This is a genomic window from Kitasatospora viridis, from assembly GCF_007829815.1.
GTDB classification, from domain to species: Bacteria; Actinomycetota; Actinomycetes; order Streptomycetales; family Streptomycetaceae; genus Kitasatospora; species Kitasatospora viridis.
Genome location: NZ_VIWT01000001.1, coordinates 683402 through 697068 on the forward strand (window position 1 = coordinate 683402; position 13667 = coordinate 697068).

The window sequence follows — 13667 nt, forward strand, 5'->3', positions numbered from 1 at the left end:
CGCAGGCCGGACCCGGCCGGCGGCAGCCCCGCCGGGGGCGCAGTTGATCACTCTGTCGCTACGGCGCCGGACAAGGTATGTTGCTGGACGGGACGGGGGAGCTGACTGCCCCTCACCCATGACCGGCCTCGGTAGTCCAGCGGGAGAGACACGGTGCTCAAACCACCGACAGCGTGGGTTCGAATCCCACTCGGGGCACTGTCAACGACGGAGGAGTGAGCCGTGTCCGGCAACCTGCTCGCGATCAGCGACCTGCACATCGGCCACCCGGAGAACCGGTCGATCGTGGAGTCGCTGCGTCCTGACGACCCGTCGGACTGGCTGATCATCGCCGGGGACGTCTGCGAACGCTTCGAGGACATCGCCTGGGTGCTCGCCGTGCTCCGCGACCGGTTCGCCGAGCTGATCTGGGCCCCCGGCAACCACGAGCTGTGGACGCACCCCAACGACCCGGTGCAGCTGCGCGGCGTCGAGCGCTACCAGAAGCTGGTCGAGCTCTGCCGCCGGCTCGGCGTGCACTCCCCCGAGGACCCCTACCCGGTCTGGCAGGGCGAGGACGAGCAGCTCGTGGTGGCCCCGCTCTTCACGCTCTACGACTACTCGTTCATGGCGCCCGGCGCGACCACCGTCGAGGAGTCGCTGCAGATCGCGCACGACTCGGGGATCGTCTGCTCCGACGAGTTCCTGCTGCACCCGGACCCGTACCCGACCCGCGGCGACTGGTGCCGGGCCCGGATCGAGCTGACCGAGCGCCGGCTCGGCGAGATCGACCCCTCGCTGCGCACCGTGCTGATCAACCACTACCCGCTGGTCCGCGAGCCCACCAGGATCCTGCGCTACCCGCAGTTCGCCCAGTGGTGCGGCACCGAGCTGACCGCCGACTGGCACCTGAAGTACCGCGCGGCCGCCATGGTCTACGGCCACCTGCACATCCCCCGGGTCACCTGGTACGACGGCGTCCGGTTCGAGGAGGTCTCGGTCGGCTACCCGCGCGAGTGGAAGCCGCGCGGGCACCGCACCTGGCTGCGGCCGATCAAGGGGCCAGCAGCTCGGTGAGCCGGCGGGCCGAGGCGTCCCAGGACCACTCGTCCTGCACCCAGCGGCGGCCGGCCGCGCCCATCTCGGAGCGCTCCGGGTCGAGCAGTATCCGGGTCAGCGCCCGGGCGATCGAGGCCGGGGAGGCGCCGTCCACCACGTGGCCGGTCTCGCCGTCCCGCACGGTGTCCGGGGCGCCGCCGGAGCGGCCGACCACCACCGGGAGGCCGGCCGCGGCCGCCTCCAGGAAGACGATGCCCAGGCCCTCCGCCTCCAGGCCGGCCTTGCGGGTGCGGCAGGGCATCGCGAAGACGTCGGCGGCGGCGTAGTAGGGCGGGGTCTCGGCGTGCTTGCGGCCGCCGAGGAAGTGCACGGCGCCCGGGGCGGTGCGCTCGGCCAGCTTGCGCAGCTCGGCCTCGTACGGGCCGGTGCCGACGATCAGCAGCACCGCCTCGGGCACCTGGCGGCGGATCAGCGGCAGCGCCCGGATCAGCATGTCCTGGCCCTTGCGCGGCACGGTGCGGGCGACGCAGGCGATCACCTGCTTGCCGTCCAGGCCCAGTTCGGCGCGCAGCCGCTCGCGGGCCGACGGGTCGGGGCGGAACACCTCGGCGTCCACCCCGGGGACCAGCCGGGTCAGCTCGGCGCGCGGGCCGAGCGCGGGCGCTATCCGGGCCCGGGTGTACTGGCCGAGGTAGGTGACGGCGTCCACGTTGCGCCCGATCCGGCCGAGCGCCTGCCGGGCGCCGGGGATCCTGGCCCACCAGATCTCGTGGCCGTGGGTGGTGGCCACCATCTTGCGGATGCCCTGGCGGCGCAGCGCCGGCGCCATCAGGGCCAGCGGGGCCGCCGCGCCGAACCAGACCCGGTCGCAGCCGTGCGCCCGGGCTATCTCGGCGGCCCGCTTGGTGACCCGGCCGCTGGGCAGCAGCATCCGGCTGCTGTCCCGGACCACCGGGAACGGCAGGGTCGCGTCGTAGGCGCGGTCGCCCGGCTCGCGCGAGGTGTAGACCACCACGTCCTCGGCCGGCATCCGGGTCACCATCGCGTGGACGAAGGTCTCGATCCCGCCCTGGCGGGGCGGGAAGTCGTTGGTGATGACGAGGGTGGAGGCCATGGTGACGTCGGTTTCCTTCGGCTGCGCGGCGCTTCGCTCGGACGGAGGCGGAACGGCGAGACTAACACCCGTCCACGAAGCGCCCGGCGGCCCGGGGGCGGCCTCCCGCGCCGGCGACGGCGACCACTTCGGGCCTGTTGGGAGCGGGCCGGATCGCGCAGAATGGGGCCCGCCGGCTGAGCACCCGTCAGCCGGGCCGACCGCGCCGTTGAGAGGAACGCCGATGACCAACCCGTTCGAGGACCCCGAGGGCACCTTCCTGGTACTGGTGAACGAGGAGAACCAGCACTCGCTCTGGCCCGAGTTCGCCGAGGTCCCGGCCGGCTGGACCGTCGCGCACGGCCCGGCCGCGCGGCAGGACTGCCTGGACTACGTCGAGACCAACTGGACCGACATGCGCCCGGCCAGCCTGATCAAGGCGATGTCGGCCTGAGTCCGCTCCGGCCCCGCGGGTCCACGGACCCGCGGGGCGCCGGGGACCACGCATTAGGGCGTGTCTTTCGGATCACGCCGGGCGGTCGCCGCCGGGGCACGCACGCCCCCAGCCTTCGGCCGGGAGGTACCCCCACGCCGGCTTCTCGTCAGTCGCCGATGCTCCGCATGGACTCTCCCCCAGCCTTCGGCTGGGAGGGGCCCCCATCCTCGGCGCCGCCGATGCACGCACCCGTGGGGGCACCTCCCGGCCGAAGGCTGGGGGAGACGCCCGCTATCCGACGTGACCCGAAAGACACGCCCTAAGCTGACCCCATGTTCGTCAAGGTATGCGGGGTCCGGACCCCCGGGGACGTGGCCGCCGCCGTCGAGGCCGGGGCCGACGCGATCGGGTTCGTGCTGACCGAGAGCGTGCGCCGGCTCGATCCGGCCGAGGCGCGCGAGCTGGCCGCCCTGGTGCCCCCGCACGTGCTCACCGTCGCCGTCACCGCCGGCGTGCCCGCCGCCGAGGCCGGGCGCCGCGCGCTGGCCGCCGGCGTGCAGGCGCTGCAACTGCACGGCGACTACCTGCACGAGGACTTCGCCGAGGTCGCCGCCCTCCCCCTGCGCCTGCTCCGGGCGACCGCGCTGCGCCCCGGCACCGACCTCGCCACCGGCGCCTTCGGCGAGGAGTTCCTGCTGCTCGACGCCCCCGTGGCCGGCTCCGGCGCCCGCTGGGACCTCTCCCTGCTGGACGCCGCCCGCCCCCGCGGCCACTGGCTGCTGGCCGGCGGCCTCACCCCCGCCAACGTCGCCGACGCGATCCGGGCCGCCCGGCCGTGGGGCGTGGACGTGTCGAGCGGGGTCGAGTCGAGCCGCGGGGTGAAGGACCACGGGCTGATCCGCGAGTTCGTCGCCAACGCCCGGGGCGCGGCGCTCGCCTGACCGGGCAGTTGCGGGCCTTCGCGGTGATCGCGCCCGCGTCGCCCGCTGTCACCCGCTTCGTCACCCCTGTCACAACGCTCTGACCACACCGCCGGTGTGGTCGAGGACGCCTGCCTGGTAGAGCGCCGCAAGGTCGGACTCCAGGCTTGCACGAGTGTCCCTGGTGACCCGTCGCCACCCGAAGAACTCGCAGGCCTGCCGGATCACCTCGTCCTCGGACATGCCCGGGCACTCGACCACCAGCTCACGCAGGGCGAGCCGCCGCTCCTCGGGAGCGATCTGGTCGCACTTGCGAGCTGCATCCCCGTCAGGGTGACGGGCCTTCGACTCACCGCTTCCTCGCACCGTGGAGAAATGCTCCTCGCGCAGGATCCATCCGGACCGGCTCAGGCGACCGAGAACGACGTCGATGTTGTCGCGGATCCGCGTCCCGGCCCGCCCGACGCCCCAGACCTCCCGGACCCGCTGGACCAGCAGCTCATCGTGGATCGGCCCCTCCAGTTCGACGATCGCCCGCAGCAGCCCCTCAAGGGCGGGTCGAGCCTCCGGTGTGTGCAGCTCGTACGGGACGGACACCGAGCCCCGATACACCTGGTACGTCGCGCTCCACAGCCGCTCCGGAGCTGCGACCGGGACGCGCCCCGGCTCCGCCGGAACGTCCGCCAGCTCCACCGCCGATCCCGTCGGGCGATCACCATTGGGCTCGTCTTCAACCGGTCGAGCTGAGAACGTCGTTCCCAGCGGTCCGCGCTCCGTGGCCTGCTGGACCGCCTCGCGCAGACGAGCCTCGGCCTCGGTCCGGCCTCGGTACCAGTCCGTACCCCAGATCCGATGGAGCCGCCAACCGAGCCCGGTCAGCACCTGTTCCCGCAGCCGGTCCCGGTCGCGGGCTGCCTTGGACGAGTGGTACATGGCACCGTCACACTCGATGCCGAGCGCATACGCACCGGGCAGCTCCGGATACCGCACCCCCAGATCGATGCGGTAGCCCGCGACACCGACCTGCGGCTGGACCTGATACCCCCAGTCCCGCAGCACGTTGAGCACCGACTCCTCGAACGGGCTGTCCGGTTCCGCGTCTTCCTGAACGAGGTCGCGTGCGAGGACAGCAGGACCGTCCTGCGCGTACTCCAGATAGCGCTTCAGGTGCTGGAGGCTCTTGTTGGCACTGTCCGCAAGGCTGCCGCCGTGGAATGAGGCAATCACCTCCATTCGATAGCGGGCGCGGGTCACCGCCACGTTCAGTCGCCGCCAGCCGCCATCGCGATTGATCGGCCCGAAGTTGAGTCCCACCTTGCCCTGCTGGTCTGGACCGTACCCAACGGACATGATCATCACATCGCGTTCGTCGCCCTGGACCGACTCAAGGTTCTTGACGAAGAAGCCGTCGAGCCGGTCCTCGCTGAAGCAGCGGTCCAGGTCCGGGCGGCGGAGCCTGGCCTGTTGAACCTCTTCCTCGATCGCAGTGGCCTGAGCCTGGGAGAGCGCGACCACGCCCAGCGAGCGCCTGGGCCGGGTGTCGAAGTGGTGGATCACCCGGTCCGCCACGAACCGCGCCTCGATGCGGTTGTCCCGACGTCCACCGCGGTCGTAGACACCGTCGGCCCGCAGAAATGCGACCCCTACGTCATTGCCCTCGTCCAGGGCACCGGGGAAGGTCACCATCGAGTTCCGGTAGAACGAGTGGTTGCTGAACGCGATCAAGTTCTCGTGCCTGCTGCGATAGTGCCATCGCAGCGGGAGCTCCCGCATCGTCCCGGCCTTGCAAGCGTCCAACAGGGACTCGAACGAATCGGGTAGCTCCTCGCTGTACTCCTCCCCCTCGTCCTCGACCGAGGAGTCGAAGAACGAGGTCGGCGGAAGCTGCTTCGCATCACCTGCGACCACCACCGCCCTGCCACGGTAGATGCAGTTGATCGCGTCACCCGGGCGCACCTGCGATGCCTCGTCGAAGATCACCACATCGAACTCGTAGTCCGCCGGGAGAAACTGACTGACCGTCAATGGGCTCATCATGAAGCAGGGTTTGATCGACCGCACCACGTCCCGAGTCCGGCCGAGCAGGTCACGGACCGGCATGTGCCGGGTCTTCAGCTCGGCTTGTCGAACGATGACGGCAGCCGCCCCGCCCACCAGGCTCCGTGGCCGTCGCCGGTTGCACGCCTCCACGACCGCACCCGCCGCGGCCGCCACCAAACGCCGGTCCGCCTCCTGGAAGTCACTGACCCGGGAATCCAGATCGGCGGATCGGGTGGTGCGCAACCGGGCGTCGGTCGCCAGGACGTCGTCGGCCCACGCCTTCAGCACCGCTTGCTCCAGCACCTCGGGCAACTGCCCGGCGGCAACTCCGCGCTCGGCGGCACGGATCACCAGCTGCTCCGCGCCGTGCTGGACGAGCACCGCCATCGCGTCCTGGTATGCCCTCCACTCCTGCGGGCCTTGGGGATCGGCCGTCAGCTCACCAAGCAGCGTCCGCGCCCGGTCCAGCGAGGTCGAGAGCTCGATCCTCAGTTGCGCGTCGCGCGGTGCCTCGAAGAGCCTGCGTAGCACCTCGGCCGATTCGGTCCAGAGCCTGGCCCGGTGCTCCGTCGCATCGCACCAGTGCGCCAGCGCCGTCCGTGCTCCGTCGGCCAGCAGTGCCACCGCCTCACCCGGCTCGGCGCCATCCGCCAGGAGCGCCGCTAGCGCCCGGCGATCGGTGTTCTCGTCGGTCAACTCGACGATCCGGAGGGTGGTCTCGAGCGCCTCCTCAAGGCTCGCCAGACCGGCTTCGTTGCGCGGAGTGTAGCTCCCGAGCAACTCTGCATGCTGATCGGCCAGTCGGACGACCTCGGCGGCAGCAACCTGCCACGAGAGAGCGTCCGTGAGACGCCCGCCCAGCTGCTTCTCCCAGGTACCGCGGTGGGTCAGGGCCGCGGCGGCCTTCCGGTCGGATTTGAGCTGCTTCTTGAGCGGCCACTGCCAGCCCTGGTACTCCTCGGTGAAACGCCGAACCAGCTCAGGCAGTTCGGCGGCTCGTAGCACCTGGTCACCGAAGGTCAGGGCCGCAGCCTCCCGCGCAGCCGACTCGGCCACCAGCGCCTGCCGAAGTTCCGTCGTAGCCCGGGCCACCTCCCGGCACCGCGCCGGGGTCAGCCAGGCGGCCGGCGGCCGGTGCGGCGCGGCCGTCAGATCGGCGAGCTCCAGCAGCTCGAACGCCGAGTCCGGAGTCGTCGGATCAGAGATGCCGAAAAGACCGGCCAGCTGACCGAGAAGTACGGTGCAGTCATCAGCGAGAACGGTGTCGGCCGACGTCGGCCGACCGGGCAGACCCGCGCGAACTGTCCGTACGTACTGCAGCACCGCGTCCGTCGTGGCAGGCTCGACCCGGAAGCCGGCGAACGGACGCCGTTCGACTGCAGTGCGCAGCCCGGCAAGCGCGTCGACTGCCTGCTCCGCGACTGTCAGCCCACTGTCGCCCGAGAGTCCGCGCCAGACGAACGCCTCTCCTTCACACACGGGGCGCCACGCACGGCTGATGTTCCTGCCAGCGTCGACAAGTTCCCGTAGCTGCCCCGCTGCGAGCGCCCGGATCGCCGGAGTGTTCCGACGGCTGTCGAGCAGCACGGCGGGGGTCTCGGCCTGGTCGAGCAGGGCCAGCCGACCGAGGACGTCGTGAAGACTGCGGCCGAGCGGTTCACGCACCTGGTTCATCGCTGCGGCGTAGGCGGAGAGCTCCTCACGCAGTCGGCGCGCCCGGTCGAGCTCGTGCTCGGCCGCACCCGTCACCCTCGCCTCCGTGGTGAGCACCCTCGCCAGTTCCGTCGCGACCGCCCGCTTGGTGGTGTCACCACTGTGCAGGGCGAGCACGAAGTCGTTCAGCCCGACATCTCGCAACCGGTTGCGGACGACGTCCAACGCTGCGGCCTTCTCACTGACGAACAACACGCTGCGCCCGTCCTGGATGAGCGCGGCGATCATGTTGGCAATGGTCTGGCTCTTTCCGGTGCCGGGCGGCCCGCTCATCACGAACGAGCGGCGGTCCAGCGCCGCCGCCACGCACTGGCGCTGCGAGGCATCGGCGTCAAGCACCAGCGGAGTGCGCTCGGGTAGTTGGAGCTCGTCGATGCGTTCCGTGTCCGGCGGCTCGAAGTCGATCAGATCGGCCGGCAGCCCGGACTCGGGCCCGAGGCCCACCGCCCGCACCAGCGGGTGCGCCAGGATCCGCCGCTCGTTCTGGAGCAGGTCCTGGTACATGGACTCCTTGTACGAGGCGAACAAGCCGAGCACGACCCGCTCCGCGACCGACCACCCGTCGCGGCTCGCGGCCACCGCCCGCGCTGCGGCCAGAACAGTCCCTAGGTCCGAGGCTTCTGCGCCGGTCACCCGGGTCCAGTCGACGCCGAGCCTTTCGAGCTTCACCGCCAGCGCGGGGTTGTGGATCCACTCCTGATCCGTTTTCAGGTGCAGCCGGGTGCGCCCCCCGGCATCGCGCCGCAGTTCGACCGGAACCAGAAGCAGTGGCGCCGAACTGCTCTGCTGCGCTCCGTCCTCGCGCCAGTCCAGTATTCCCACGCCCAGCCACAGCACCCAGAGGCCGTAGTCGTTGAACATCTGCCGCGACTTGCCACTCAGTGCGACCAGCGCGGAGTCCAGCGCCGCCTGAGTGGGTTTCTGGGTGACGAGTTCACGCGCCTCTGACGGCAGCGCCCCGAGCAAGGCCGGCTGGTCCTGCGCCGTAACAGCCGCGAACTCGAACCCCTTGGCGAGCCCGCGCAGGACCGTGGCCGCGACGGGTGAGGTCAACTCCAGGCTGGCCGTCTTGGTGTGCCGGAAGTTCAGCAGTCGATTGCGCCCGCCCATGTCGAGCAAAGAGTTGCGCCACCCGCTGAGCACCACCTTCAAGCGGTCAAGACCAGGATCATCGGCTCCGGAACGGGCGGGGCTGGACATCGGCCACTCACGCATGTGCGCAACTACCTCCACGTGCGGTACGCATCCCACCGGTGCGACCCCGCACGGCGGTCCTGCTTCCCAAGATCTCCACATGTCTTATCAGGTCTGACCACGCCGCTTTGCCCGAACGGCCAAGCTGTCGGGCTTTCGAGACCGGTTTTGGTCAGCGCTCGCCCACAGGAGGCTCGGCTCGCCCCTCGGACTGCGCCGGACTCCGAACCGCTGCGACGGACGGTCTGCAACCCGACCTACAGGACACAGACCACTCTCGCCTCATGATCGAACACGGACGGTAGACATCTGCGCGATTCGTATGCAGAATCCTCCTCGCACCATCCGCACCTGAAGCATCCAGGCGCATCAACGATCCGGGCCGATGCGGCCGCGGGCACCGACTGGGCTCATCACTGGAGAGGGCATGCACCTGTCAGGGCGAGGAGGGGTCACATGGGGAGGTACGACGGACTGCTGCCCTCGCCGCGCCAGCCCGATGGGCTTGAGACCAGCGATCTCCTCAGCCCCCGCACTGCAAGGACCCGGCTGGTCCCGGCAGAGCCGACGGGCGTCCTCCGCACCAACCGCACCACCTGATGAAGGATCCGCATGACCATCACCGCCAACACCTCCTACGATCCGACCAGCCACATCCTCGTCGTCAACGCCCGCGAGCCACTGCTCTGGATCCTGCAGGAGCAGCGCACTGCCTTCACGGAGAACCCCCACCGACCGCACCCGTTGCCCAAGCGTGGAGACGAGTTGTTCCTCTACGCCACGGGGACCGCACTCGGTTCACGAAAGGAGGCCGGGAGGCTGATCGGTAACGCAACCGCCGTCGGTGACGTGATCAACCTCGCCGACCCGGTCCAGTTCGACGGAACGGCCTACAGCCAGGGTCTCGATCTGCGCATCCACGGAGTGGCTCCGCGTGCCAAGGGCGTGATCATGGCAGGCTTGAAGGACCATCTGGAGATCATCTCCAACAAGGTCAACTGGGGACCTGCTCTTCGCAGTGCCACCGTCGCGCTCCCCCGACGTGACGCTGACCTGATCCGCCGTGACCTCCAGCCCCTGTTGGAGTCGCCTGAATCGGTGATCGATCAGTACCGGGCCGGGCAGGAAGCCCTCGAACTGCCGGTGGTCTGACACCGGGGGCTAGGCATGACCCGATCGATCGCCGGTTGCCGTCAGCCGCCGTAGCGCAGGCGCAGTTGGCGCTCCGCCAGGTCGGGGCGGGGGTCGTGGCCGAAGTAGCGGTCGAGGAGGAGTTCCAGGGTCGCGGTCTCGGCCTCGTCGGTGCCGCGGCGGTAGGCGCCGCGGTCGGACTCCACCAGGGCGGTCCGCGGGCCGGTCGGGGTGACCAGGGCCTCGAAGATCCGGGCGCCGTCGGCCCGGGCGACGGTCAGCTGGTCGCCGTCCAGGGCCAGGCACCACTTCGCGTCCCGGGCGCCGTGCTGGACGCGCTGCCACTGGCCCGGTGTCCAGCGCACCGGCGGCACCGGGAGGTCGCGGGCGCGCACGAAGGGGCGGGCCCCGGTCGGGCTGGCGGTCTGCGGCGCCAGCCAGGCCGGCAGCGGCTCGACCGCAGCCGCCCAGTCGGCCGGGATCGCCGTCCGCGCGCCGAGGATGCCGCCGACGATGGCGCAGGTGGTGTCCACGTCGCCGCCGGCCGAGGCGGTCGCCCACAGCGCGCCCGCGAAGTCGTCCGGGTGCCGCGCGGCGCACCAGAGGGCGAACGGCACCGTGTCCACCGCGCTCACCAGCCGGCCGTTGCCCAGGCGGTGGGCGGCGAGTTCGACGTGCGGCTGGTCGAGCAGGTCCAGTGCCTCGCGCACCCCGTCGCGCACCTTGCTCTGCGGGGTGAAGTCGATGACCCGCCGCAGGAACTGATGGTAAGTCAGGCCTGTCGCCCCGGCGGCCAGGGCGACCGCCACCGCGCCGGCCACCGCCTCGGGGTGGGTGTGCGTCACCTCCGCCGAGCGGGTCGCCTGCCAGGCCGCCTCGGCCGGGTCGACCGCGAACCAGGCGCCCAGCGGTGCGACCCGCATCGCCGCGCCGTTGCCCCAGGAGCCCTGACCGTCGAAGAGCCCGGCGGCCAGGTCGCGCCAGGAGCCGCCCTCGCGGACCCGGCGCAGCAGCCCGTTCATCGCCCCGCCGTAGCCCCGGTCGAAGTCGTGCCGCAGGGCGAACGAGCGGGCGAGCGCGTCCTGGCGCACCGTGCCGTGCTCGCGCAGCACGGAGAGCACGGAGCAGGCCATCTCGGTGTCGTCGGTCCACGGCAACGGCCCGGCCGGCAGCCGGTTGTCACGGAGCGTGGGGAGGTTCTCGGGGACGAAGAACTGGGCGCCGAAGGCGTCGCCGACGGCGAGCCCGAGCAGCGAGTCGCGGGCGGCGCGGCGGTGGCCGAAGGAGGGGTCCGGGAAGTCGGTGGGGGTGGGATGGTCGATCATCGGCCCCCATCGTAGGTCAACGACCCACCGTTGCGGCAGGGGTGGCCTCGGGGCCGCCGACGGTGCCGCCGGACGGGCGGGCGGGGGCGGTGGCGAGCAGCAGCACGGTGAGGACCAGGATCAGGGTGACGCCGCCGAGTTCGACGAGCAGGGCGCGCCCTGGCGTGCTCGCGCGGGCGGCGAGCCGGCGGCGGGTCAGGGCGGCGGCCGCGAGGACGACGGCCAGCACGCACGCCTTGGCGAGCAGCAGTCGGCCGTAGGCGGTGCCGGTCAGGGCAGCGGGGCCGCTGACCTCGCGGACGGCCTGGTAGCCGCCGGTGACGGCGAGCAGGGCCACCGCGCCGAGCGCCAGCCGGGAGAACCGCCCGGCGATCGCCGGGAGTTCCACGCCGCGCGCGGCCAGTGCGACGAGGGTGAGGAGTCCGCCCGCCCAGACCGCCATCGCCGCCACGTGCACGGTGGTGACCGCCAGGGCCAGCGGCACCAGCGAACCGTCGGCGGCGTGGCTGGTCTGCGCCCAGGTGAGCGCGAGCAGCAGGGTGAGCAGTGCGGCGCTCACCGTGCCGACCGGACCGCGGCGCAGCACCACCGCGCCGACGGCCGCGATCAGCGCGAGCAGCAGGATCCGGGCCACCAGCATCTGCCCTTGGTGGCTGGCGAGCGTCGCGGAGAGCAGCGACCGGTCCGCGAGGTGGGCGAGCGACTCCCCCTGGGTGGCGGGGCCGTACGCGAAGAGCTGGAGCACCGTGCCGGCGAGCAGCGCCGACCAGCCCGCGGAGAGCGGCCAGCGCAGGTCCGCCGCCCCCGGCGGGGCGTCAACCGGCAGGCAGCACAGCCGGATCGCCGCGCAGCCGACCAGGCTCGCCAGGCCGGCCAGGCCGAGCCAGACCGCCAGGTCCTGCACCGCGTCGGTGAGCCGGTCCTCGCCGGCCCCGCCGAGGGCGGCGTTGCGGCTGGGCGCGCCGACCGAGAAGACCACCGCGCCGGCGGTGGTGTGCCCGTCGTCCACCGCGCTGACCCGCCAGTCGATCACGTAGGTGCCCTGCGGTCCGCCCGGGGCGAGCGGCACGGTGAGCGTGGTCCCGGCGGCCAGCGGCGGGCCGGCGTCCACCCGGCGGCCGTCCGGGGCGATCACCCGGATCGAGCTCAGGCGGAGCGTGACCGGCTCGCTGAACTCCATCCGCACCTGGCGGGGTTCGTCGGCGAGCACGGCGCCGTCCGAGGGCGTGGCGGTGACCAGCCCGGCGTGCGCGGCGGCCGGGCCGGCGGTGCCGAGCAGCGCGACGACGGCGAGCAGGGCGGCCAGCAGCAGGCGGCGCAAGGTGGTCAGTGGCATGCTGCGGCGGCCCGCCTCTGTGCGACAACCTGGTCGACGCCCTTCCGGTAGTCCGCGAGTGACGCCGCGTCAGGTGCGAAGTGCCAGGACCCCCGGGTGAACTCCAGGGTGTTGCTGCCGTTCTCGGCGCCGTGCTGCCAGTCCACCCGGACGGTGCCCCGGCCCAGCTCGGTGCTCTTCCCGATCACGTACGGCACGCCGAGGGCCGGCCGGCACTCGGTGTTCAGCTTCACGAAGTCGGCCTGGCTGATCGCCTGTTGGCCGCTGTCGTCCCAGAGCGCCCAGGCCTGGGCCCAGCCGCCCCCGGCGAGCAGCCCGAACTCCTGCCGGGCCACCGACTCCGCCTGGAAGATCTGCGGCTGCGGCGGCGGAGCGGGCGAACCGGGCGGGCCGGGGCTGACGGCCGCCGCGGAGCAGCCCGCGGCGGCGAGTGCGGCCAGTCCCAGTGCGAGCGGTGTCGTTCCCCAACGACGTGTCACCATCGGCTGTCTTCCTTCACGATCGCACGTCGGAACCGGGCCCGGAGCGGGGCGGCGCGTGGCGCCACCCCGCTCCGGCACCAGGTGGACCGACGTCAGTTGGTCAGCCGGTTGGTGCCGTAGTGCTGGATCAGCGCCTGGTTGGCACTGAGGTCGAGGTCGGCGGTGAACTTCAGCGAGTCCCGGATCTGCTCCAGGGAGATCACCGAGTTGGGGATCCCGCCGAGGCTGTAGGTGAAGGACTGGCCCGGTGAGACCTGACGCTGCGCCAGCGGCACGTCGTGGAAGTCGATCCGGGCGATGTAGAAGGACGTCCCGTCGCCGCGCGGCACCTCCAGGTAGTCCTGCTGGGGGTGGCCGTACTGCTGGGTGGCGGTGTAGCCGTGGTTGTCCGAGCCGGACGGCGCACGGAAGATCAGCACGGCGCAGTCGGTGGACAGCACCTCGTTGCTGGTGTTGGTGAAGACGAAGTTCCAGTTGCCGTAGTACTCGTTGCCGCTGAAGTTGACGGACTCCGAGAGGCCCACGTTGCTGCTGAACTGGGTGGTCACCGGCTCGCTGAGCACCGGGTTGGCGCCGCTCAGCGGGTAGTTGACGCCGTTGGCGCAGCGCTCCAGCGGGGCGCTGTACTGCGAGGGCTGGCCGGTGGGGACGGCCTGGGTGAAGGTGGCCGGGCCCGCGCTCACCGGGCTGGTGCTGTTGGCGTCGGCGCTGGCGGGGCTGCCGCCGGCGAACGCGGCGATGCCGGTGAGCAGGAGCACGGTGCCGAGCGCGGCGCCTAACCCCTTCTTCGCGGACTGCTTGTGCATGGTGGATCGATCCCTTCGGTCGCGAACGAGAGCGAACGACCCACGGCGTGGTGCCACGTACCGAAGGGCGCACCGGGACCGCGGCAGGTACGGCCACGGCCCGGAACTACCTTGCTGCGCACCGGCTCGGAGCAGTGGGGGAACGCGGAGACG

At 71.7% G+C, this 13667-nt stretch carries 9 protein-coding genes, 1 tRNA gene and 1 pseudogene; 5 read left to right on the forward strand and 6 right to left on the reverse strand.

What is annotated here, in order from left to right:
• Positions 1-125: 125 nt before the first annotated feature.
• Both FHX73_RS03170 and FHX73_RS03175 read left to right on the forward strand, forming a co-directional pair.
• Positions 126-198, forward strand: a tRNA-Leu gene (locus FHX73_RS03170).
• 24 nt (positions 199-222) lie between these two features.
• Entirely contained in the window at positions 223-1056 is an 834-nt protein-coding gene (locus FHX73_RS03175; protein ID WP_145903161.1) for a metallophosphoesterase family protein, read from the forward strand.
• Here the strand turns inward: FHX73_RS03175 and FHX73_RS03180 are convergent.
• Positions 1034-2152 carry a glycosyltransferase family 4 protein gene (locus tag FHX73_RS03180; protein WP_145903162.1) on the reverse strand — a complete coding sequence of 373 codons (1119 nt, stop codon included), beginning with the start codon at positions 2150-2152 and terminating at the stop codon, positions 1034-1036. The two genes, FHX73_RS03175 and FHX73_RS03180, sit on opposite strands and share 23 nt — an antisense overlap.
• A 223-nt stretch (positions 2153-2375) precedes the next feature.
• Between FHX73_RS03180 and FHX73_RS03185 the strand changes: the two genes are divergently transcribed.
• The gene (locus tag FHX73_RS03185; protein ID WP_145903163.1) at positions 2376-2585 is read left to right on the forward strand and encodes an MbtH family protein; all 210 of its coding nucleotides are present in this window, start codon (positions 2376-2378) and stop codon (positions 2583-2585) included.
• A 314-nt stretch (positions 2586-2899) separates the two neighbouring features.
• Positions 2900-3508, forward strand: a complete 609-nt coding sequence (locus FHX73_RS03190; RefSeq protein WP_145903164.1) for a phosphoribosylanthranilate isomerase — start codon at positions 2900-2902, stop codon at positions 3506-3508.
• 69 nt (positions 3509-3577) lie between these two features.
• Here FHX73_RS03190 and FHX73_RS03195 read toward each other — a convergent pair whose 3' ends face one another.
• On the reverse strand, positions 3578-8440 hold the full coding sequence (locus tag FHX73_RS03195; RefSeq protein ID WP_145903165.1) for a DUF3320 domain-containing protein: 4863 nt from the start codon (positions 8438-8440) through the stop codon (positions 3578-3580).
• 606 nt (positions 8441-9046) lie between these two features.
• Here FHX73_RS03195 and FHX73_RS03200 point away from each other — a divergent pair.
• Entirely contained in the window at positions 9047-9586 is a 540-nt protein-coding gene (locus FHX73_RS03200; protein WP_145903166.1) for an EVE domain-containing protein, read from the forward strand.
• 407 nt (positions 9587-9993) lie between these two features.
• Here the strand turns inward: FHX73_RS03200 and FHX73_RS03205 are convergent.
• The 4 genes and pseudogenes from FHX73_RS03205 to FHX73_RS03220 form a co-directional block, all read right to left on the reverse strand.
• Positions 9994-10890 (reverse strand): annotated as a pseudogene (locus FHX73_RS03205) (ADP-ribosylglycohydrolase family protein); the annotation flags it as partial.
• 16 nt (positions 10891-10906) lie between these two features.
• Entirely contained in the window at positions 10907-12226 is a 1320-nt protein-coding gene (locus FHX73_RS03210; protein WP_145903168.1) for a copper resistance CopC/CopD family protein, read from the reverse strand.
• The gene (locus FHX73_RS03215) at positions 12217-12708 is read right to left on the reverse strand and encodes a hypothetical protein (RefSeq protein WP_145903169.1); all 492 of its coding nucleotides are present in this window, start codon (positions 12706-12708) and stop codon (positions 12217-12219) included. Before FHX73_RS03215 ends, FHX73_RS03210 begins: the two co-directional genes overlap by 10 nt.
• Positions 12709-12800: 92 nt before the next feature.
• Positions 12801-13514: a hypothetical protein gene (locus tag FHX73_RS03220; RefSeq protein WP_145903170.1), complete on the reverse strand. Its 714-nt coding sequence runs from the start codon at positions 13512-13514 to the stop codon at positions 12801-12803.
• Between the last annotated feature and the right edge of the window lie 153 nt (positions 13515-13667).

What these genes read in the sequence shown, in the direction of transcription:
- FHX73_RS03190 (WP_145903164.1), top strand. Translation starts at nt 2,900, where the DNA reads ATGTTCGTCAAGGTATGCGGGGTCCGGACCCCCGGGGACGTGGCCGCC.
- FHX73_RS03195 (WP_145903165.1), bottom strand. Translation starts at nt 8,440, where the DNA reads ATGTCCAGCCCCGCCCGTTCCGGAGCCGATGATCCTGGTCTTGACCGC.
- FHX73_RS03200 (WP_145903166.1), top strand. Translation starts at nt 9,047, where the DNA reads ATGACCATCACCGCCAACACCTCCTACGATCCGACCAGCCACATCCTC.
- FHX73_RS03185 (WP_145903163.1), top strand. Translation starts at nt 2,376, where the DNA reads ATGACCAACCCGTTCGAGGACCCCGAGGGCACCTTCCTGGTACTGGTG.
- FHX73_RS03210 (WP_145903168.1), bottom strand. Translation starts at nt 12,226, where the DNA reads ATGCCACTGACCACCTTGCGCCGCCTGCTGCTGGCCGCCCTGCTCGCC.
- FHX73_RS03180 (WP_145903162.1), bottom strand. Translation starts at nt 2,152, where the DNA reads ATGGCCTCCACCCTCGTCATCACCAACGACTTCCCGCCCCGCCAGGGC.
- FHX73_RS03215 (WP_145903169.1), bottom strand. Translation starts at nt 12,708, where the DNA reads ATGGTGACACGTCGTTGGGGAACGACACCGCTCGCACTGGGACTGGCC.
- FHX73_RS03220 (WP_145903170.1), bottom strand. Translation starts at nt 13,514, where the DNA reads ATGCACAAGCAGTCCGCGAAGAAGGGGTTAGGCGCCGCGCTCGGCACC.